General features: G+C 45.1%; 18 protein-coding genes. 12 read left to right on the top strand and 6 right to left on the bottom strand.

Features of this window, described 5'->3' with window-relative positions:
* From ACQY6Q_RS00660 to ACQY6Q_RS00670, 3 genes are all read left to right on the top strand, one after another.
* A partial coding sequence (locus tag ACQY6Q_RS00660; RefSeq protein WP_427976649.1) for a hypothetical protein occupies positions 1 to 1,099 on the top strand: 1,099 nt, incomplete at its 5' end.
* Positions 1,099 to 4,155 (top strand): error-prone DNA polymerase, encoded by a 3,057-nt coding sequence (locus ACQY6Q_RS00665; protein WP_427976651.1) that lies wholly within the window; start codon positions 1,099 to 1,101, stop codon positions 4,153 to 4,155. The genes ACQY6Q_RS00660 and ACQY6Q_RS00665, both read left to right, overlap by 1 nt.
* A 31-nt stretch (positions 4,156 to 4,186) precedes the next feature.
* Positions 4,187 to 4,804 (top strand): CDP-alcohol phosphatidyltransferase family protein, encoded by a 618-nt coding sequence (locus tag ACQY6Q_RS00670; protein ID WP_427976654.1) that lies wholly within the window; start codon positions 4,187 to 4,189, stop codon positions 4,802 to 4,804.
* A 90-nt stretch (positions 4,805 to 4,894) separates the two neighbouring features.
* Here ACQY6Q_RS00670 and ACQY6Q_RS00675 read toward each other — a convergent pair whose 3' ends face one another.
* Positions 4,895 to 5,614: a FadR/GntR family transcriptional regulator gene (locus ACQY6Q_RS00675; protein ID WP_427976656.1), complete on the bottom strand. Its 720-nt coding sequence runs from the start codon at positions 5,612 to 5,614 to the stop codon at positions 4,895 to 4,897.
* A 650-nt stretch (positions 5,615 to 6,264) separates the two neighbouring features.
* On the opposite strand from ACQY6Q_RS00675, the gene ACQY6Q_RS00680 reads away from it, so the two are divergent.
* Positions 6,265 to 7,410, top strand: a complete 1,146-nt coding sequence (locus ACQY6Q_RS00680) for a BamA/TamA family outer membrane protein (RefSeq protein ID WP_427976659.1) — start codon at positions 6,265 to 6,267, stop codon at positions 7,408 to 7,410.
* 60 nt (positions 7,411 to 7,470) lie between these two features.
* On the opposite strand, the gene cra is transcribed toward ACQY6Q_RS00680, so the two are convergent.
* The gene (cra, locus tag ACQY6Q_RS00685; protein WP_427976661.1) at positions 7,471 to 8,454 is read right to left on the bottom strand and encodes a catabolite repressor/activator; all 984 of its coding nucleotides are present in this window, start codon (positions 8,452 to 8,454) and stop codon (positions 7,471 to 7,473) included.
* Positions 8,455 to 8,684: 230 nt separating this feature from the next.
* Between cra and fruB the strand changes: the two genes are divergently transcribed.
* The 5 genes from fruB (at position 8,685) to ACQY6Q_RS00710 (ending at position 14,661) form a co-directional block, all read left to right on the top strand.
* Positions 8,685 to 9,821, top strand: a complete 1,137-nt coding sequence (gene fruB / locus ACQY6Q_RS00690; RefSeq protein WP_427976664.1) for a fused PTS fructose transporter subunit IIA/HPr protein — start codon at positions 8,685 to 8,687, stop codon at positions 9,819 to 9,821.
* 1 nt (position 9,822) lies between these two features.
* The gene (gene pfkB, locus ACQY6Q_RS00695; protein WP_427976666.1) at positions 9,823 to 10,764 is read left to right on the top strand and encodes a 1-phosphofructokinase; all 942 of its coding nucleotides are present in this window, start codon (positions 9,823 to 9,825) and stop codon (positions 10,762 to 10,764) included.
* 19 nt (positions 10,765 to 10,783) lie between these two features.
* Positions 10,784 to 12,523 carry a PTS fructose transporter subunit IIBC gene (fruA, locus tag ACQY6Q_RS00700; protein WP_427976668.1) on the top strand — a complete coding sequence of 580 codons (1,740 nt, stop codon included), beginning with the start codon at positions 10,784 to 10,786 and terminating at the stop codon, positions 12,521 to 12,523.
* A gap of 400 nt (positions 12,524 to 12,923) precedes the next feature.
* Positions 12,924 to 13,871, top strand: coding sequence for a diguanylate cyclase (locus ACQY6Q_RS00705; protein ID WP_427976671.1), 948 nt, complete (start codon positions 12,924 to 12,926; stop codon positions 13,869 to 13,871).
* 91 nt (positions 13,872 to 13,962) lie between these two features.
* Positions 13,963 to 14,661, top strand: coding sequence for a hypothetical protein (locus ACQY6Q_RS00710; protein WP_427976673.1), 699 nt, complete (start codon positions 13,963 to 13,965; stop codon positions 14,659 to 14,661).
* 7 nt (positions 14,662 to 14,668) lie between these two features.
* On the opposite strand, the gene leuE is transcribed toward ACQY6Q_RS00710, so the two are convergent.
* Complete coding sequence (gene leuE, locus ACQY6Q_RS00715) at positions 14,669 to 15,304, bottom strand: leucine efflux protein LeuE (RefSeq protein ID WP_427976675.1); 636 nt, start codon at positions 15,302 to 15,304, stop codon at positions 14,669 to 14,671.
* Between the two features lie 497 nt (positions 15,305 to 15,801).
* Here leuE and ACQY6Q_RS00720 point away from each other — a divergent pair, with 497 nt between their 5' ends.
* Positions 15,802 to 17,373: a BCCT family transporter gene (locus ACQY6Q_RS00720; RefSeq protein ID WP_427976678.1), complete on the top strand. Its 1,572-nt coding sequence runs from the start codon at positions 15,802 to 15,804 to the stop codon at positions 17,371 to 17,373.
* A gap of 21 nt (positions 17,374 to 17,394) precedes the next feature.
* Here the strand turns inward: ACQY6Q_RS00720 and ACQY6Q_RS00725 are convergent, their stop codons facing one another.
* The 3 genes from ACQY6Q_RS00725 to ACQY6Q_RS00735 all read right to left on the bottom strand — a co-directional run bounded on the left by ACQY6Q_RS00725 (position 17,395) and on the right by ACQY6Q_RS00735 (position 20,571).
* Positions 17,395 to 18,132 (bottom strand): 3'-5' exonuclease, encoded by a 738-nt coding sequence (locus tag ACQY6Q_RS00725; protein ID WP_427976680.1) that lies wholly within the window; start codon positions 18,130 to 18,132, stop codon positions 17,395 to 17,397.
* Positions 18,129 to 20,024 carry a DUF294 nucleotidyltransferase-like domain-containing protein gene (locus ACQY6Q_RS00730; RefSeq protein ID WP_427976683.1) on the bottom strand — a complete coding sequence of 632 codons (1,896 nt, stop codon included), beginning with the start codon at positions 20,022 to 20,024 and terminating at the stop codon, positions 18,129 to 18,131. The genes ACQY6Q_RS00725 and ACQY6Q_RS00730 overlap by 4 nt, the downstream gene beginning before the upstream one ends.
* Before the next feature lie 193 nt (positions 20,025 to 20,217).
* Positions 20,218 to 20,571, bottom strand: coding sequence for a DUF805 domain-containing protein (locus tag ACQY6Q_RS00735; RefSeq protein WP_427976685.1), 354 nt, complete (start codon positions 20,569 to 20,571; stop codon positions 20,218 to 20,220).
* A gap of 586 nt (positions 20,572 to 21,157) precedes the next feature.
* On the opposite strand from ACQY6Q_RS00735, the gene ACQY6Q_RS00740 reads away from it, so the two are divergent.
* Entirely contained in the window at positions 21,158 to 21,499 is a 342-nt protein-coding gene (locus ACQY6Q_RS00740; protein WP_427976687.1) for a zinc ribbon domain-containing protein YjdM, read from the top strand.
* Positions 21,500 to 21,699: 200 nt separating this feature from the next.
* Positions 21,700 to 22,242, top strand: a 543-nt coding sequence (locus tag ACQY6Q_RS00745) for a GDSL-type esterase/lipase family protein (RefSeq protein WP_427976690.1), incomplete at its 3' end; no start/stop codon positions are given.

Genomic DNA, 22,242 nt, shown 5'->3' on the forward strand with positions numbered 1-22,242 from the left:
ATTTGGTTTATTCATTAGTGGTGCAGGAATGGGCGGTATTTACCCCAAGCCCTCGCTCCATCTAGAGCAACTCTGTCAACATTATCAACAGCAGCAGCTGAGTATTCGCTTCGCCTACGCCAACACGCCATTGGCGGCGCGTTGGCTCGCTCGGGCACAACCGTTTAATCAAACCTATTCAGTAAGCTACCCACTCGCCGAATTGAACCTCAGTTTAAGTGATTTACCCAGCCAACAAGTGGCCAGCCTGCAAGCCATGGGCTTATATAGCATAAAACAGCTGTGCGCCTTACCTCGCCCAGAGCTACGCAAACGTTTGGGGGAACACAGCTTATCCATGCTAGATCAAGCTCTCGGCCAGCAGCCAACCCCTTTAGACTTTATTAAAGCTGCACATGTTTATTCTCGGCGCTTTCCTCTACAGGCCGATACCCACAGTGTTCAAGGTCTGATGTTTGCTCTAAAGCAAGCTTGTCAACATTTTCAGCACTGGCTACGCCAGCGCCAACTATCCAGTAACTTACTACGCTTAGATTTAGCCTTTCGAGGAAAGCCTCAACAAAGCTTACCGATTAAAAGTGCCCGTTTATTGCAAACCAGCCAAGACTGGCTAGCTTTACTGGCTTTAAAACTAGAAGCTGTAAAGCTCCCTGCTGCGGTACAAGAATTTAGCCTACACTGTCATGCGCTTTATCCCTTGGGACAAGAAGTCAATGGCCTGTTTGAAGCACCGCCGAACAAAGGGGATCAACTACTATTTGATCAACTGCATACCCGTTTAGGTGAAGACGCGGTGCACCGGCTCAATTGCCACGCCGATTATCGCCCTGAATATGCAAGCCGCTATAGTTCACTCCATCAACATGTTCCACAAGACTATCCCCTGCAATTTGCTCGACCTTGTTGGTTGCTTCCGCAGTTAAAACCGATAGATATTCGACGCTATACCCTGCTCTCACAAGCCGAACGTATTGCCAGTGGATGGTGGGATGACAACAGTATTAATCGCGATTATTACCTTGCACAAAGCCCAGAACAGGGACTGGCTTGGGTATGCCAAGAAAATCAGCAATGGTTTCTGCATGGTTGGTTTAGCTAATGGCTAACATCGGCTTTGCCGAGCTTAACGCTCAAAGCAACTTTAGCTTTTTATATGGCGCATCCCACCCCGAAGAATTGGTACAACAGGCCCAACATTACGCTTATCAAGCTATTGCCATTACCGATGAGTGCTCGCTAAGTGGTGTAGTGCGGGCTCATCAAGCGGCCGAAGCACTGGCAATTAAACTGATTATTGGCAGCCAATTTACCACCGAAGAACAATGCCAAGTGGTGGTGCTGGCTAAAAACCTCAGCGGCTATCAACAGCTATGCCGACTGATAACCGAAGCGAGAAGACACAGCTCTAAAGGCCGTTACCAACTTAGCTTAAACCAATTCAAGCAAAATTTAGATCAATGCCTTATTTTGGTGAAGGCCAACGCCGCACTGCGACCCGAGCACTTGGCCCAACTAAGCCAACAGGTCACCCCGCTGTATTTATTGCTACATAACGATCTGACACAGCCGGCTGAAGTTATGCAGGCCTATCGCCAGTTAGCGAAGGATTTTGAGATTGACTGTGTGGCCGCGATGAACCCCCGCATGCATTTAGCCCAACGAAAAAAATTGGCTGACGTATTAGATGCCATTCGCCAGCACAGCAACGTTCAACAAGCGGGGTTTAAACTCAGCAGTAATGCCGAACGGCGGCTACTGCCATGGCCCCGATTACAACAGCGTTATTTGCTTGAAGAATTACAGCGTAGCTGCCTATTAGCCGCACAGTGTCAATTTAGCCTCAAGCAAATTTGCTATCAATATCCACAAGACAATGTCCCTGCCACTTACACCGCGGCACAATATTTACGCTTGCTGGTGGAACGAGGCGCGAAACAGCGTTTTGCCACATCACTCAGCAACAAGTTACGCCAGCAAATAGAGCACGAATTAAGCCTGATTAGCCAACTTAACTACGAACACTATTTTTTAACCATCTATGACATCGTGGCATTTGCTCGGCAACAAAATATCTTATGTCAGGGGCGAGGCTCGGCGGCTAATTCCATCGTGTGTTATTGCCTCTATATTACCGAAGTGAATCCCAGCCAAGTCGAACTGCTATTTGAGCGCTTTATTTCTAAAGAGCGTAACGAGCCGCCCGACATCGACGTGGATTTTGAGCATCACCGCCGCGAAGAGGTGATCCAATACATTTACCAAAAGTACGGTCGCGAACGGGCTGCCTTGGCCGCCACTATTGTCACCTATCGCACTCGCAGTGCAATTAACGAAGTAGGTAAAGCACTGGCCATTCCTGAGCCGATTCTGCATCAGTTAAACCACCATATAGATTGGCGAGACAAAAGCAGCTCCACCACCTCTAAGATCCTACAAGCAGGGCTATTACCGGAGCAGCACGCGCGTAATTTTGCCCAGCTGGTAGAACAGCTAAGAGGTTTTCCTCGGCATTTATCACAGCACGTTGGCGGCTTTGTGATTGCTCAAGAGCAACTCTGCGATCTGGTTCCAATAGAGAATGCCGCCATGCCGGAGCGCACGATTATCCAGTGGGATAAAGACGATCTCGAAGCCCTGCATCTAATGAAAGTGGATGTGCTGGCTTTGGGAATGCTCAGTGCAGTACGTCGTTGCTTAGATAGCTTGAGTCAACGAGAACAACGGACGATCAGTTTAAGTGATATTCCACAAGACGACCACAGCACTTACGACATGTTATGTCGTGGCGACAGTGTAGGCGTGTTCCAAGTAGAATCCCGCGCCCAAATGAGCATGCTACCTCGCTTAAAACCACGTAATTACTACGATTTAGTGATAGAAGTAGCCATTGTTCGCCCAGGGCCAATTCAAGGAGATATGGTTCACCCTTATTTACGCCGCCGTAATGGCGAGGAAGCCATCGACTACCCCAGCCCGGAAGTACAAGAGGTACTGGCCCGCACCCTAGGAGTACCTATTTTTCAAGAACAAGTGATTAAAATTGCCATGGTGGCCGCCGGTTTTAGCGGAGGTGAAGCCGATCAGCTACGACGCGCCATGGCTAGCTGGAAGCGTAACGGCAAACTACTTTATTTTCGAGAGAAATTGATTAATGGCATGTGCCAACGCGGCTATTCGAAAGACTTCGCCGAGCGCTTATTTTCACAAATTCAAGGCTTTGGTGAATATGGTTTTCCTGAATCGCACTCCGCCAGCTTTGCCTTACTGGTTTATATATCAGCATGGCTCAAATGCCATGAACCGGCAGCGTTTTGCTGTGCCCTACTTAACAGCCAACCAATGGGTTTCTATAGCCCTAGCCAACTGCTGCAGGATGCTCAAGCGCATGGAGTTAAAATCCTTCCCATCGACATTAACCATAGCCACTGGGAACATGATTTAGACTATAGCCAAGATGCCAAAGGGGCGATTCGACTCGGCCTAAAACAAGTAAAGGGCTTAAACCACAAACGGTTGAGCCACTTATTGGCCAAGCGCCCCCAACAAGGCTTTAGCCAACTATTTGAAATTACCTCCTTATTAGATAAAACCAGCTTAGAGTTATTAGCCAGTGCCGACGCTTTTGCCAGTTTAGCCGGCCACCGCCACCAAAGCCGCTGGCAAATGAGCGGCAGCGAAGCACCTCTGCCGCTATTTGCCATGCCTGAAGAGGCGCAAGTCAGCCTTGCACCTCCTAGCAAGTTTGCCGATATTCAGCAAGATTACCTCAGCACTCAGCTCAGTTTGCGCCGCCATCCCTTGTCTTTATTACGGCCACATCAAGCTTTAAAAAATTGTTATACCCGAGCGCAATTAACCGCTTGCCAACACGGTCAATTAGTTAAGGTGGCGGGTTTGGTGGTAGGGCGGCAGCGACCCGGTTCTGCTGCCGATGTTACCTTCGTCACCTTAGAAGATGAAACTGGCAACAGCAATGTGATAGTCTGGTCCGCAAGTGCCAAAGCTCAGCGGCAAGTACTTATTTCTTCTCGGCTGTTAAAGGTTTATGGACGACTCGAACGAACCAATGAAGTAATACATATCATCGCCGGAAGACTAGAAGACTGCTCGCACTTACTTGCAGATTTATCACTACGCTCTAGGGATTTTCGCTAGACTCAATTCAAGCAATCATTATAGGAACAGCATGCTAGACCGTTATGCAATTAAAATAATTAAGGCCCCTTTGGCCCTTAGCGCCACCCTTCTCGATAAATTAGGTTTAAGCGCAAACCAAATTACCATCAGTGGTTTTTTACTAGGTTTAGCGGCCGTTCCCTTATTGGCCTTGCAACAATATCAACTAGCCTTAGTATTTATTTTATTAAATCGTTTATTTGATGGTTTAGATGGTGCCTTGGCCAGAAAGCAAGGTTGCAGTGATTTTGGTGGTTATTTGGATATCGTCTGTGACTTCATTTTTTATTCAGCCGTAGTGGTAGGCTTTGCGCTGGCGGATCCGGCCGAAAACGCCCTCGCCGCTAGCATCCTCATTTTCAGCTTCATGGGCACCGGTTCCAGTTTTTTAAGTTTTGCCATTATGGCGGCTAAGCGCCAGATTGAAAGTACCGTTTATCCGCATAAATCCTTGTATTACTTGGGTGGACTCACCGAGGGCACTGAAACCATTGGCTGTTTCATATTATTCTGCTTATTCCCTGAGTATTTCCAACTTATCGCCTTGGTTTTTGCTGCGCTGTGCGGCCTTACCACCATCACAAGGATCCTCGCAGCAAAGGCCACCTTTACGACAGAAAAAAGCTAAATACGGCTGCTACTTTGCCAATCTTGAATCAACTCACTCTTCTCTATACCTTCCTGTACAGCAGCAGAATTAGCGATACAGATATAGAGCTTAGGCTAATTCAAGTTCAGGAATACGCTGAGTAGTTAAGGTGAGTAGCGCTAAACAATTTTGCCGCGCTTTTTCCTGATCGCCTGCCATAATGGCTTGGTACATTAGGGTATGTAGCTTCATTGAGTCATCGTCATCTTGAGAAAAGTGACCCGCAAAACCTTGGTACATAACCTGTAATACATTGGCAAAAGGAATATAAAAATTATTTCCCGTCGCCAAATAAATTAGCCGATGAAATTGTAAATCGGCAGCAAACCACTCGCTTGGCTTATCACTCTCCATTAAAGAAAGCATTTGCTGATAGTATTCGGACAGTTGCACTCGCTGTTCAGCACTGGCATGTTTAGCCGCTAAGGCCGCCGCTTCGGGTTCGATTGCGCGGCGCAGCGCCAGAAACTGATTTAAGGTTTTATTTACATCACCTAAACCCGCCATCCAACTTAACAACTGTGAGTCCAGCATATTCCAATGTTCGCGGCTTTTAACGCGGGTACCGATTTTCGGTCGTGATTCCAGTAAGCCCTTAGAGCTTAAATGCTTAATTGCCTCGCGCAGGGCCGTCCTACTAACGCCAAACTGTTCACATAATTCCATCTCTGAGGGAATAATACTGTTTTGAGGTAATGCACCAGACAAAATCCGTTTCGCTATTTCTCTTGCGACTTGGAGATGTAAGCTGCGTGATGCACCTTCTATCATTGCAAATTGGTTAGCCATAGGGTTCCTTAGCACCTTCCTATGTTATGAAGCACTTATAACACCAATAAGTGCTTATTTATTTCTGAATAAGCTGAAGTGCACACGTTACCAGATTTAAAATTCACTGCTAGGGAAAAGCTTATAGCATTTTGAATTTGCTGTACTTTTTTCCGTACACCTAAAATAAAAACACCAAAAAACTGTCGCTAATTCGCGACAGCCAAGCCAAAAAAAATCAGTTCATAAGTATGACAATAAGAGATGGTTTTCTATTTGCTCTTTTCGAAATGGCTAATACTGCGGCGAAAAGGCGCAAGGATCAGATTGACGCGGTGAATGAGAGAAATGAAGCCAAGCAAATATGTATAACATTAATACAAATGTAGACTAGCCAAAACAAGAAGATTAAAACCGCAGAACCCACATACCATGTAGCAAATCAATTTAGGCTTACCTAAGATTCGTTATCATCGCCGGCTATCATCAATGAGCAAGGCAAACTTCTATTCAAATGTAATCAGTTCTAAGGCCTCAAGATAAAAAGCCAAGCTAAGCAATAAATTATTAAGCGGCCAAAGCGCGCATTAACGAGTGGAACACGCTATTATTCCGATAACTTAGTGTTAGAGTAAAGACTTATGGACAAACGTTTTACGACAGGAATGAGTATGGCTTTTTTAAGTATGCTTGCCCTTCCCAGTCATGCCATTTCCTTTTTTGATCCCGTTGATAAACAATTCGATATTGGCAGCTACTTAGCAGAAAATGCCTATGGCTTCTTACCTGTGCCTATGATCATCACCGAGCCTGCCGTGGGCTATGGTGGCGGCATTGTGGGAGTATTTTTGCATGAATCAGCAGAAGAAAAAGAAGCCCGCAAACAAAAGGCGCTAGAATCATTTGATGGTGGCGCGCAGCTAATGCCTGCAGGCGTAACCGCGGTAGGTGTTGCCGGTACCCAAAACGGCACTTGGCTAGCCTTTGCAGGCCACCGCCATTCTTGGTTAAACGACTCTATTCGTTACATTGGCGGCGCTGGCGGCGGCCGTTTTAACATTGATATTTACAGCGATTTAGGCGGCCTACTGCCCAGTGACCGCGCTATTAGCTTTGGGACTGAAACCGAAGGTGTGGCGATCTATCAGCACTTACAATTTCGAGTAGCCAAAACCCCACTATTCTTAGGTGTGAAACAAATTTGGTCTTATACTTCATTGTCTTCCGATAACCGTATTGTTGATGCGATATTACGTAATACGGTTGGCGAAACCATGAACAATTCAGGTTTAGCCTTGCATGCCGAATATGACACCAGAAACAATTTATTCTTCCCCAAAACTGGTTATCAAGCTAGCGCCGAGTACATGGTTTACAACGAAGCGCTTGGTGGTGATTACAATTACCAAATTCTACGTTTAGATGGGCAAGTCTTTGTACCTATTACCGAGCAATGGACCATCGCCTTTGCCGCTAATTATCAAGATTTCAGCACTAACGAGCACAGCCTTCCACCTACATCCCGCCCGTATATAGAGCTGCGTGGTGCTCCTTCGTTCCGCTATCAGGGCGACCAAATTGCGGCAGGGCAAACCCAAGTGAATTATTTCATTACCCCTCGTTGGACCATTTCAGGCTTTTATGGTCTTGGTTATGCTAAAGAAGAGTCTTTAAGAACCTCTAGTCAAACCATTGATGCTTACGGTGTGGGCTTTCGCTACCAACTTGCTCGCCGCTATGGCATTCATATGGGCGTTGATTTGGCCGCCAGTGAGGATGACAAAGCCTTTTACATTAGCATGGGCTCTGGCTTTTAAAACTCTATATCTTGCCGCTCATGGTGAGCGGCAAGATATTACAAGAAATAAGCGCGAAGCTTAACGGGTGAGTAGTTTACGAGGAATACTGTGCGCACCCTTTGGTGCTTTGCCATTGGCTGCAGCAAAAGCCAACTTCAAGGTGGTCTCAGCCACCAACTCTAACTGTTGCGGTAATGATTGAACTTTAATAGTCAGCATGTTCAATAAAGCATGGTCACCAAAAGTGGCTAATTTAACACGACTGGCTAATTCAGGTTGCTCCACCAGCACGTCCATAATACCTTCAAACAAGGTGTAAGATGTAGCTACTATCGCCTCAGGCAGGCACTGCTGTTTGACCCAATTTCGAACAATTGCAGCAGAATCTTCTCGGCTAAACCGCTCTCCATATTTCACACTGGTTTCAATCGGCTCGGCAGCAGTGGCTATTGCTTGATAAAACCCCTGCTCCCGCTCCTTCGACACCACCAAATCTTTCGCCGCAGCCACCAAAGCGATTCGTTTACAGCCCAAGTCAATCAAAGACTGAGTGAGCTGAAAAGCCCCTTCCTGATCATCACTAATCACACTGGCAAAATGCTCGCTATTAAACAGCCGGTCAACAGCGACTACTGGGGTGCCTTTATTTTGCACCTCTAGGTAGTACTCATCGGAAGCTCTTAAGCAACTGGCTACAATCAGCACATCAATCCGCCGACTAATTAGGCTAGTCACTACCGCTTGCTCATTTTCAGCATCATCATCACTACTACAAATGATTAAATGATAGCCTTGCTTGCGCGCGTCCCGTTCTAGCAACTTGGCCAGTTTTGCATAACTGCTGTTCTCAATATCGGGCACCACCAAACCGAAGGTTTTACTGGCCCCTCCTCTTAAAGCACTGGCAGCATGATTGGGTTGATAATCATGCTGCTGAACCACAGCCAGTACCCGTTGCTGAGTTTTTTGGCTAATTCGATACTTTTCGGCTTTACCGTTAATTACATAACTTGCCGTAGTTTTAGAGACACCAGCCAGTAAGGCAATTTCGTCCAGCTTCATAATGTCACCCTGTTAAAACATGCTTTAAACCGATCTCTCGTGATCAAAGTCACTTTTTGTTTACAAATTAGTGCAGATTAATTGCAATACTAGCTGAATCGATTCAGTATGTCATTAATAGTTTGGCTTGCTTCAATTTTGGCATTCAAACTTTTTTTATAAATTAAAAGCTGAATCGGTTCAGCCAAACTTATTCAGCAAATTAAGTGCAATTTAAAGGAGCGCTTCCCATGTTAACGCTAGAAACCAAAGACATTTCGCTTGAGCAAACAGCTGAAGACAAACAAGCCGCAATTAAGCTGTTAGCCTCATCTTTAGAACAAAAAGGGTTAATTTCTGACAGCTATGTTAATGGTATGTTAGCGAGAGAGGCCACCAACTCTACCTATTTAGGTAGTGGTATCGCGATTCCTCACGGCACCACTGAAACCCGAGATCAAGTAAAACAAACTGGCGTAGCGGTTCACCATTATCCGCAAGGCGTAGATTGGGGCGATGGTAATACGGTTTATCTGGCGATTGGCATTGCCGCTAAATCATCTGAACACTTACAGATCCTTAAGCAGCTAACCAAAGTTTTATCAATGGATGGCGCAGAAGAGCTAATTAAAGGTGCTAAAGATGCCGAAACCATTACTAACCTGATCAATGGCCACACCCAATTAGAAATCGACTTCGACAGTTCATTGGTACTAGAAAACTTTCCAGTGAACAGCATGCTACAACTCAACGCTGTTGCTGCTGGTACTTTGCAAAACAAGAACTTAATTACTAAACAAGGCCTAAGTGCAGCCTTAGAAAAAGAACCTACCCACTTAGCTAATGGCGTATGGCTAAACTGTGTGGCAGACGGCGCCCAACGTAGTGGCTTATGCGTAGTTAAAGTCGCCGAAGCTTTTGAGCACGACAATAAAACCGTTAAGTCATTAATAGTGGTTAGTGCCGCCAACCCTAGTTATAGCAGCATTTTAGAAGTACTTAGCCAACAACTTTATCAAGACCAACTCAATAAATTCTCTCAGTTTGCTCCACAAGAGCTGGTGAGTTGCTTTAGCCAAAAAGAAGCGGTTGTGGTGGCAGAAGATGACGACAACGCCGCCATATTTGAAATTATTAATCCACACGGCCTGCATGCACGCCCTGGCGCTTTGTTAGTGGCAGAGGCCAAGAAATTTAAAGCTAACATCAAGGTAACCAACCTAGATAGTGAGACTCCCACTACCGTCAACGCTAAGAGTTTAATGAAAGTGATGACCCTGGGCGTCAAATACAAAGACAAATTGCAATTTGTTGCAGAAGGTGAAGATGCACCTCAAGCCTTACAAGCACTGGGCGCAGCCATCGCCGCTGGCTTAGGAGAAAGCTAAGATGAGCCAGAATAAATCAGTGTTAAGCATTACCTTGAATCCGGCTCTAGATTTAACTGGCCAACTGGAACAGCTAAACGTTGGCAAGGTAAACAGTATCGTAGAGGCCAACCTTCACCCCGCGGGTAAAGGTGTCAATGTTGCCAAAGTACTAGCCGAACTGGGAGCAACAGTAACGGTAAGCGGCTTTCTAGGCCTAGAGAATGCCTCGGCGTTTGAGCACCTGTTTGAAAGCACAGGCATTAACGATGAGTTTATTCGAGTCGCAGGCACCACTCGTACCAATGTAAAAATTGTTGAAGCCAACGGTGAAGTGAGCGATTTAAACTTTCCCGGCTTCACTGTGAGTGCTGCCGACATCGCAGCTTTTGAACAAAAATTACTTACTCTTTGCCAACAACATGGCTACGTGGTGTTTGCCGGCAGCTTGGCCAAAGGCGTAACACCCGAACAATTAGCCGATTGGATCCGCTTGGCTAAGGCTCAAGGTTGTACCGTATTAGTGGATACCTCAGGCGCAGCCTTAGCCGCGGCAATTAAAGCCCAACCAAGCATGATTAAGCCCAATCAAGACGAGCTAGAAGAGTTATTTGAACAACAATTCAGCAGCATTGAGGCTATCAAACTAGCCTGTGAAGACTTAGCTAAACAAGATATACAGCACATTGTTCTTTCTCGTGGAGAGCAAGGCTCATTATGGTTACACCAGCAACAATGGCTACAAGCTCAACCACCGAAGATGAAGGTAGTGAGCACTGTTGGAGCGGGTGATACCTTCGTCGCCAGTTTTTGTTGGGGTCTACTCCAAGAATTTAACGCTACCGAGCAACTAAACTTTGCAACAGCCATGTCAGCATTAGCCGTTGCGCAAGCCAATGTGGGTTTGCCTGCTCAAGAAGAACTCGAACGAGTATTGCAGCAAACCACAATTACACAACATTAATTAGACCAAGGATATGTTTATGAATACGGTAATGGTAACGGCCTGCCCCAGCGGTGTGGCTAACAGCATAATTACAGCCGGCCTGCTGGAACAAGCTAGCAAAGAACTTGCTTGGACTAGCAGTATCGAATGCCACTCATCAATCAAAGAAATGAGCCCTGTCAGCCAAACTGACATCGACAAGGCCGACTTTGTGGTTGTAGTGGCAGAACCTGATTGTCACGCCCAGTTAGATCTTGGTCGATTTAACGGTAAACCGGTGTATCTTGGACTGCCCAGCGAAGTCATCGCTAACCCTAAAGGCTTCCTTACTGAAGCTCAGCAAAAAGCGGCAACATTTACCGCGCCAGTATACACCACCGCAGCACCTAGCAGCAAAGCGACCTTGAAAGTAGTAGGTATTACCGCCTGCCCAACTGGCGTAGCTCACACTTTTATGGCAGCAGAAGCGCTAGAAGAAGGCGGTAAAGCGCTAGGCTATCAAGTGAAAATTGAAACTCGTGGTTCGGTAGGCGCGAAAAATCAACTCACTGAAGCAGAAATTGCCGAGGCTGATTTGGTCATTATTGCTGCCGATATCGAAGTTGATTTAGCTCGTTTCAAAGGTAAGAAACTGTATAAAACCTCTACTGGCTTTGCTTTGAAAAAAACCAAAGACTGTTACGCTGCCGCACTTAGTCAAGCTACGGTTTATCAAGGCGGCGAAAGTAGCTCAGCCCCCAGCAGTGAAAAAACTGAAAAAACAGGCGCTTACAAACACTTAATGACCGGTGTATCACACATGCTACCCATTGTTGTAGCAGGTGGTTTATGTATCGCGCTTTCTTTCATCTTTGGTATTGAAGCCTTTAAAGAAGAAGGAACTTTAGCTGCGGCGCTAATGACCATTGGTGGTGGCTCAGCCTTCGCCCTAATGATTCCAGTATTGGCAGGTTATATCGCTTACTCTATTGCTGACCGTCCCGGCTTAGCGCCAGGCTTAGTTGGTGGTATGTTAGCCAGCTCAACCGGTGCCGGCTTCTTAGGTGGTATTCTTGCAGGCTTCATCGCTGGTTACCTAGCTAAGTGGTTATTAGATAACATTAAGCTTCCCTCTTCTATGGAAGCCCTAAAACCTATCCTGATCGTCCCCTTCCTCGGAACTCTAGCGGTTGGCTTGATCATGATTTATGTAGTAGGCAGCCCTGTTTCAGCGGCCATGACCGGATTGACCGAGTTCCTTAACAACATGGGCTCAGCTAATGCAGTATTACTTGGCATTATCCTAGGTTGTATGATGTGTTTCGACCTTGGTGGCCCGGTAAACAAAGCCGCTTACACCTTTGGTGTTGGCTTGTTGAGCACTCAAACCTATGCGCCTATGGCCGCAGTAATGGCTGCTGGTATGGTACCAGCCTTAGGTATGGGTTTAGCTACCTTCCTCGCTCGCAATAAATTTATTGAAAGCGAACGTGAAGCGGGTAAAGCCTCATTTGTACTTGGCCTATGCTTTATCTCTGAAGGTGCCATTCCTTTCGCAGCTAAAGATCCAATGCGCGTAATTCCAAGCTGTATGTTAGGTGGCGCAGTAACGGGCGCCCTATCGATGTTATTTGGTGCTAAATTACTGGCTCCTCACGGTGGGCTGTTCGTACTGTTCATTCCTAACGCCATTTCACCAGTACTATTATACCTAGTAGCGATTGCCGCAGGTACTGCCATCACTGGTTTCGGCTACGCCTTAGTCAAAAAATCAGATACGGCTTTAGCTAAAGCTTAATCATTTGATAAAAAGCCAACTGCCCTAGCAGTTGGCTTTTACTTTTCTCTGTAGCTCTCTCGCAAACACAAAAGTAAACCAGTAAAACCCATTCCCCAGAAACGGCTCTAAAATTAACAAACAAACTTCAACCAGAATAACCAGTGACCTCTCTCCACTATTTCAAACAATATAGTTTACCCCTCAATTAACCCAGTTGAATGACTGCTGCTTCCCACTCCTCTCTTCTTATCACAACGAAATATCGTTAAACGCCCCCAGAAGTGCTTAAGCACAGCATAGTAAAGTGCGCCACTACACACTATTTAGGAATAACAATGAGATAGCCCCATATTGAAACAGCAAATGCTCGGTTAGGTGTTAAAATTAGATAAGAACCTCAATGATCGAATTCCAACTCATGGATAGGAATGCACTCGCATCACACTACTATCTATTGCTCGACGCCCTACCCGAGCACGTATTCGTTTTCTCTGAACAAGGTCAATACCTAGAAGTCTTTGGCGGGCAAGATAATTACACAAATTTTGATTGTAAGATTTATCTTGGACAAAACCTACGTGACGTAATGCCACTAAAAACAGCTGAGCTATTCCTCTCTTACATTCAACAAGCACTTAAAGAAAACCAAACAGTGGTGGTGAACTACCATTTTAATAACGACACCATGATTAAGATTCCGGCGCACATCAATACGCCTAAAGAGTTATGGTTTGAAGGCATAATCAAACCCTTAACTGAACGCCACCAAGGACAAAGAACGGTGCTTTGGACCGCCAAAAACATCACCCAACGCCACTACTTAGAACAACAATTAAAAGCCTTATCGGAAACCGATGAACTCACCGGAGTACTTAACCGCCGCGCGTTTATGACTACCCTTCGCAAAAAACATCAACAGTTCTTGCGTGATGCTCAAAATGTCAGTTTATTGATGCTAGATATTGATCGCTTTAAATTAGTCAACGACAGCCTTGGACACCAAGCTGGCGATGCGGTAATTAAACATGTGACCGAATTGTGCCTACAAACCATCCGTCAAGTAGATGCACTGGGACGGCTCGGCGGAGAAGAGTTCGCCATAATCTTACACGATGCTAATTTAGAACAGGCTTACCAATTAGCCAGCCGACTATGCCACTGCGTAGCAACACAGCCCTGTGTTTGGCAACAACAACCCATTAGGGTCACCATTAGCATTGGCTTATCTGCTTTTCAACTTGAAGACAAAACCCCTGAACAAGTCATTCAGCGCGCCGACCATGCCATGTATACCAGTAAAAACTTAGGGCGTAACTTGGTGTCGATTTTTCCTCCCCACCCGCTTAGTCAATACCCTAAGTTATAAGCCACTACTGAGATTACATGATTTTTACTAACCAAAGCTAGCTGCATTGGCAGTGCTAAACTTATAGTAAAGGCAATAGGTAAGTATCATTTTGAATAGTAGATTTTGCTTGATTTTGTTATTGGTTTATTACTGGGGTTTAATTAGCAAAGCTGCAGCACTTGAGAGTGACTACTTTCCGGTATTAGCCATGGAATACCCTCCTTTTACCACCGAGGAACATCCAGAAGGTGGGGTATTAATGGCAGAACTCGCCGCCAAAACAGCTTCCTATAAGCTACTTCCGAAACCCTTATTCATGCCACTGCTTCGATTACAGCGAACCTTGCAAGAGGGAAACTGGTGCACCAGCTTTGCTCCACCACTAAACGAACAGGATTATCCTTCAGTATCCACCAGCCTTGAGCAATTAAGCTTCCATTTATATCGAGTACAGCAGAAAGCCCCATTCCAATGGCAAGAACTCAAAGAACTAAAAGGGCGTGAAGTGGCGCTAATTCGCAGTATGGAAGGCACCCGTACCACCCAAGGATTACTGCAAGCAGGTATTACTCCTATTTATGTTAACTCCTTGGCTCAAGCCTTAAAGATGGTGACTAAAATGCGGGTCGATTATGCGTTAGCAGATAAACATAGCTACCAATACTACCAACAACAAGGGTTACTAGATGGGCGGGTACTAGAAGCCTCCCAACAAAGCATTTTTCACTTTGAAAGTCGCCTATGGCTTAACCCCGAGTGTCGTTACAGCGGCCAAATACAGGCCATTTTTTCATTCCCTGCGCCTTAACCAATCACTAATGTAGGCTAGCTAAACGGGCAGCAAAGCCCATAAAGAAAAGTCCCAAAGCCCCATTACCCAACTTAGCGAGGGTTTTATTTCGTTTAAAATAGTGAGTTAACGAGCTGCCCAATAGAATCAGCAAGCTAAGGTAGGTAAAACTGCATAACTCCAAAATAGAGGCAAGAATAGAATAAGAAATCCAAGTGCTGTGATAACTGCTGTCAATGAACTGAATAAAGAACGACACGTAAAATAAAATCGCTTTAGGATTGGTCAAACTCAAACTTAAGGACTTACGAAAAACCTTTTCGGTTTTAGGTTTAACATACTCACTAGGCTGCGATGAGCGTCCCCATTGAGTCCAAATTAAGCCCAAGCCCAAATAAAGTAAATATGCAGCTCCTAAATATCGAATAATGGTAAATAACAAGGGGGAAGTTTGAATCAACGAAGCCACCCCCAAATAGGCTAATAAGATCAAAATAGCATCACCTAGTAGCACACCAGAAGCGGCCCGATAACCCGCAGCAATACCTTGGCTAGCACCGGTTTTTAATACATAGAGAGAATTGGGGCCGGGGGCCAGAATGATCACAATCAAGCCGGCCACATAAGTCCAAATATTAACCACACCATAACTTTCAAACATCACCACGGTCCTTGTTCACCCAGCCGCCTAAGCCTCATGGAAAACGCTAAAATAACCCAATAACTTTTGCGATAAAACTAAAATTAAAGCCAGTGAATAATAAAATTCACAATCCAAGCAAACCACCGAAACAACTGGCCACTTTCCCCCACAATAATACTTTGTTCACTAACAAACACTCACCTCCACCGGTCTGGTACAAAGTAAGCTTTAGTTATTTATCGTACAAGTTTAAAGCGATAGCGCACCTATCAAGCCAATTTAACTGCAAAACAGCGGCTTACGGTTTGACAAGCGTGCTTGGCAATGTTTAGATCTCTAAGCAATTCACACCCTTTCAGGTAATAGCTTTCTCTCTAATGGATTGGCGACATGCTATCGACTCTTTTAGATATGCAATATGCTTCAACACGTCAATACAGTAGCGAAAAAGCCATTCCCGAATCAACAAGGCAGTAGTAGCTCTTGGGCTAATGGTTTGTTATTTAGGAGATAACATGTCAAATAAACATGACAAGTACAGTATTAACAATACTGACTATACGGTTGGACAGGATAATGTCCAACGTTGGGGGTTTGATGTTCACAACCCCGTATTCGGCATCAGCGCTGGACTTATCCTACTATTTTTAGTTGGTGTTCTGATTAGTGACCCTTCAAGCGCCAAGAGCGCATTAGACGGCTTCAAGTGGCAGCTTATCGGTAACTTCGACTGGTTATTTATGTGGGCAGGCAACATCTTCGTTATCTTTTGTCTTGCCATTATCATATCGCCATATGGACGGATCCGCTTAGGTGGTGCCAACGCCAAACCAGAGCATTCGCGACTGTCTTGGTTAGCGATGTTATTTGCTGCGGGTATGGGCATTGGTTTGATGTTCTGGAGCGTCGCCGAGCCCGTAGCTTATATGACAGGTTGGTATAAAACGCCATTAGGTGTTGAGCCAATGACTGAACAGGCCGCCCAATTAGCACTGGGCGCTACCATGTATCACTGGGGACTACACCCCTGGGCTATTTATGGTGTTGTGGCTTTGTCTATGGCATTTTTCGCCTTCAACAAAGGCTTACCATTATCTATTCGTTCGATCTTCTACCCCTTGTTAGGGGACCGCGCTTGGGGTTGGCCTGGACACATCATTGATATTCTAGCGGTACTGGCTACCTTGTTTGGTTTAGCAACGTCGCTAGGTTTGGGAGCACAACAAGCCGCTAGTGGAATTCATCACGTATTTGGTTTTAGTGGTGGCATAGACATGCAAATAGGGGTGATTATCTTTGTCACCTTGCTAGCGATTATTTCTGTGATCCGCGGTATCGATGGCGGGGTTAAGGTGCTGAGTAACATTAACATGATCATCGCCTTAGTCTTGCTGTTGTTTGTCATGTTTGATGGCCTGTCAGTGATTGTCAATACCATTCCCAAGACCCTCATTGCTTATGCCCAAAACTTTATTCCGCTAAGTAACCCGCATGGTCGCCCCGATGAAGCCTGGTTCCAGGGTTGGACCGTATTCTATTGGGCATGGTGGATTTCATGGTTACCATTTGTTGGTATGTTCATCGCTCGTGTATCTCGTGGTCGCACGGTTCGCGAATTTTTAACTGCGGTATTAATCGTGCCAACTCTAGTCACCATTGTATGGATGGGCGTATATGGTGGTCTGGCTTTAGACCAAGTAATTAATAATGTAGGCAGTTTGGCCAGCGACGGATTAACCGATGTTTCTCTAGCCATGTTCCAAATGTTTGAAAGCCTACCAGGCAGCAAACTGTTATCGGTAATTGCGATTATCTTGGTACTGGTATTCTTTATTACCTCATCGGATTCTGGTTCATTAGTTATCGACAGCATTACCGCTGGCGGTAAAATTGATGCGCCAATTCCACAACGGGTATTCTGGGCTAGCGCCGAAGGGGCAATTGCTGCTGCACTATTATGGATTGGTGGTACAGAAGCGATCGAGGCACTGCAAGCTGGGGCTATCTCAACCGGCTTGCCGTTTACCATTGTATTGCTGTTAATGTGTGTCAGCCTGATTAAGGGCTTCAGCACCGAGAAGTTCTAAACAAGGCAAAAACTCTGTGGCCTAGCGCCACAGTGTATCTACTGCTATATCTACGCTCAGGTGATGTCTCACCTGAGCTATAAACAATTCCGCAGTTGCTTGCGCATCAATTAAAGCATGATGACTTTGATAAAAAGGCAAACCGTAGCGTTGCCGAGATGCCGCCAAACGCAATGAAAAGGTCTTCTTACCTAACAAGTTCTGCCACCAATTACGACTTAGTTGACGGTGAATATTGGCTTCTATTTCCATGGTATCAATCAAGGGAAAACGAAACTCCTCATGGAGTCGTTTCTTAAAGGCTTCGGCTAAAAAGTTACGCTCAATTGCCTGATAGTGTACCACTACTACCTTACCTTCTAATGCCTTCAACAAAGGCTCTATCATCTGATTTAAGTTAGGTGCATCGGCAATATCGCTATGGGTTATGCCATGAATCACCACTGACTGACTATTTAACGGAGGCAAAGGTCTAATGAGCCAATGCTTAGCCTGATGGCAGTATATTCGGCGCATATCAAAAGGTACTAAACCTATGCTAATTATGTCATCACGCTGAGGATCTAAGCCCGTCGTCTCCAGATCAAGCGCAACAAACGGCACTTCACTTAAAGGCGTTTCACCACCTATCATCCCATGTTGATAAAAGTGTTTGAGTTGAGCATTATTGGCTTGCTCGGCACTAAGCGCATACTGCGTTTGCCAATTTCTACCAGGTGGGCTAAACGGAAAAAAAGCCGGAAGCTTATGCAGCTTCATAATGACTCCCCAGCGCGGTTTGAATGGTAACGGTATTTTAAGAAGTTCTGCGCATTACTTAAAATTTGAAAGGCATCCTTAAGGTGGCGCCGCTCAAAATCAGATAAGGTTTCGGGCTCAATATTGTTATCGGGCTCTCGCCCCGACTCGATATCAATCGCCTGATGGCGGATCCGCACCATCGAAATAAACTCTAGTGAGTCGCGTAAATCCTGCCCCCTGCCCTTGGGCAAAATACCCGCATCAATAACTTCATCTAAACGTTCAAACGAGTTTTGCGCCCGCGAACCAATAGCTAAGGCATGCACTCGAATAACATCGCCCAAAGGTGCACTACCGCGACGCTTAAGGTTAATGGAGTTATTATGCTTACCATCTTTTTCCATCACAAAATCTTTAAAGAAGCCTAGTGGCGGAGTACGATTAAGCGCGTTACGGGCAAGCGATGCTAAGAAGCGATTATTACGGCGGGCGCGTCGCGCAACAAAACTCTTCAGTTGCTCGGCCCAGTCAACCCTTCCCCATACGCCGTCTAGATCAAAGAAGATGCTACAGTTGAGTAGGGCTTTAGGATCGGGATTATCGATCCAGTTGCTAAAGCATTCTTCCCATTGCTGTAAGGTCATTCGCCATTCAGGGTTACTCGCCATAATGCCCCCGCTGCAATGGGTATAGCCGCATTCATTGAGGCCATCACAAACAAACTCTGCTAACTGCTCGAAATAACGCTGATGCAAATCAGCTTGGTATGCCTCATCCAAAATCAAAGCATTATCTTGATCAGTCACTATTAACTGTTCATCTCGTGCCATTGAGCCTAAAGCCACAAAGCAATACGGTATAGGAGCTTCTCCCAACAGTTCTTCAGCCAATTCTAACAAGCGCTGCTTAAAGCTACGTCCAATCACCGACATGGCAGAGCCAATCATGTGAGAGTTAGCATCTTCGTTGACCATGCGAACAAAACAATCCTGCACCTGAGGTACGAGTTGGGCTAATTCTTCTCGGTTATGCGCCCGAAATATCGACTGTACCAATAACAAACTACTCTGTGATTCGTAGTGCAAAATATCAGCGATAGACACCACTCCAATGGGTCTCTGATTTCTAACAATAGGTAGGTGCTGAGTATTGTTACGCAGCATCATTAACACGGCTTCATAAATATAAGCATTATGATCAAGCGCACTTAAGCCGGTGGTCATCACCTCTGCCACTTCGGTTTGATAATCCAAACCCACCGCCAATACCCGTGAACGCAAATCACTGTCGGTTATTATACCAACGATGCGACCATCATCACTATCGTCATCAAGCTGTAATTCAGGATCTTCCAACAACAAATACGAAACATTATTTTCATCCATTAACTCCGCCGCATGACGGATGCTAATATTTCGGCTGGCAATCACCGCTTCAGAGTGAATTAAGTTTTTGACCTTCGAGGTGGTCATATCATTGGGGTTAGCCTGCTCCACTACCGCGTTACGCATACGCGCGCTGTCTTCAATCGCGACAAAGTCAGCAAACTCCTCAAACTCGTTATACAGCTGCTCGAAGTATTGTTCAGGAATGCAGTAAATCAGACAGTCTTGTACCGCCGTAGCCGGAAAACGCACCTGATTTTTAACCAGAAGCCCCATTTGACCGAACACTTCCCCTTCACTTAGGCGGTTATATAGTTCGCCATTACGCCGGTATACCTCAACCACACCGCTACGAATAACAAACAAATCATGGATCGGGTCGCCAAAGCGTAAAATTTCATCGCCTTCGCGGTAATACGCCACTTCAACGATTTGAGCCAGACTATTGATATTGTCTTGGGGTAAATGAGAGAACGGGGGGTATTGACTAAGAAATCCAGCAATTTCAATTTGTTCAGCTTGCATAGAGACTCTGATTTTAGGATTTCAATTGAGTCTAACCCGATATAGCAGAATTTTCGAATTATTCGCTTAGACGAATCGGATAATCGGCATTTTGCGCCACCAGCTCTCTTCGTAAAGCGGTGGCGCGAAGTAAGTTACTTGGCGGCATCAAGTAAAAGTGGCTTGCTCGTCAAGCACCAAACAAATACTTTTATTAAGCAAACACTTCTTTTGGGTATTCACCGTGATCGTTGCTACCCGGTTTACTGTCGAGCAACATGAAAACCAGCAAAACAATTGCACCAATTAACGGAATAAAGGCAATCAGTAACCACCAACCGCTACGGCCAATATCGTGTAAGCGGCGAACCGATACCGCTAAGGTAGGCAGAAATACCGCCAAAGCATAAATGGCGCCTAAAATACCTGCAGAGCCCACAGCCGCGTCAATCACCGCCAACAAAAACGTAATAATTAGGCTAAATAGAGTGAACATCCAATATTCTTTTCTTCTAGCTCGACCATTAAAAACAACATACTTTTTTAAGACCGCGATATACCAGTTCATAAGTCATCCTTTGCTTAACCTCCAATAATAAATAAGACAATATAGGAGGCATTTATCATCTCATCATTCAGCATTTTACTTGCGTCTAGGTCTACCAATGGTTATGACTTGTCATAGCTTAAAAACAAGCCACAACAAATTAGCAACAAATGTTTAGCGTTAAAGCTAATTCACCTACAACAGAACCAACAATTAATCGTTCTAGTAAACCTGACTAGCCAAGTAATAAAGATAATAACAAAAGACTCGACATTAAAATGTTATTCAAATCAATAAATTACATTGTTAATAATGTTAACTAGTTATATGTTTTTGTCGCCCTTATGCAAAGTTTACGCGGTCTTATAAGATGTGAGAGTGATGAAAAGATAGGCGTATTTAAATTGAAATAGAGCCGCCTTTTCGGGGATTTATTCAGCTTTAGTGAAGAGCTAAACAGCTAAGTTATGCAGACGGCTAGCTGAGCGAGCTAATTTTTCATATAATGCCCCCACAAATTTTGGGTACTAACTACCCAGCAACACTTTGGTTTAGTTAACATGTATTGAGCTAGACCAATTAATATGAAAACAACAGAGAATTTACCATGAGCAATATTCCTCCATGTCCTAAATGCAATTCGGCCTATGTTTACGAAGACGGTTCATTACTTATTTGCCCGGAATGTGCTCATGAGTGGAATCCTAATGAAGCAGTGGTAGACCCAGATGCGTTGGTATTAAAAGACGCAGTTGGCAATCTGCTAGCTGAAGAAGACAAAGTTACCTTAATCAAAGACTTAAAAGTAAAAGGTTCTTCTCTTGTATTGAAAGTAGGCACTAAAGCAGTGATTAAACGCTTTGTAGACGGCGATCACGACATTGACTGTAAAGTAGATGGTCACGGCAGCATGATGCTTAAATCGAAATTTGTAAAAAAACAAAGCTAATCGATTAACTCATCAGCCTCAAAAACCTGCTTATGCAGGTTTTTTTATGCCCTTGCCTTTGCTTAGAAAGCCATAAAATCAAACTAGATCAAAGAGCATCTCGGCTTTGCTGGTTACAGTAACGACACGCTATTGGGGTTCTGCCGCACAACAAAACACAATCAACAAATAGCGTCTTCGATATCTTTAGGTTCAAGAACATGATCAAAATTCTCTGCTTCGGCGATTCAAATACTTGGGGTTACCAAGCCAATAGCGGTAAACGTTTTGCCAAAGATCAGCGCTGGCCGGGCATCTTGGCAAAGTTAATTGGCTGCAATGTGCAAGTGCTTGAAAATGGTCTCCCCGGACGCACGACTTATCTTAATGCGGCCGACTTTGGGCTGCGCTGCGGCATCGAGGATTTACTGGCAGAGTTCAGCCGCCAACAACCAGATTGGCTGATTATTATGTTAGGCACTAATGACCTATTCCCAGCCTTTGGCCTAAACGCTGAACAAGTCGCCGAAAACCTAGCTAAAATGCTATTGGAGTTAAATCAGTACTGCGCGCAACAGCAACTCATCCAGCCACAGCTATTAATTGTTGCCCCACTCGCCATTAACAGCAGCGGCAACTTCGCCGAGCTTTTTCGTGGTGCCGAGCAGCACTCACAGCAACTTGCTCACTACTACCAGCGCCTAGCCAATGATTTGAACTGTGAATTTATTGACGCAGCAGACTATCTAAGGCCAAACCTAGCA

Source organism: Agarivorans sp., from assembly GCF_050295395.1.
Taxonomy (GTDB): Bacteria; Pseudomonadota; Gammaproteobacteria; order Enterobacterales; family Celerinatantimonadaceae; genus Agarivorans.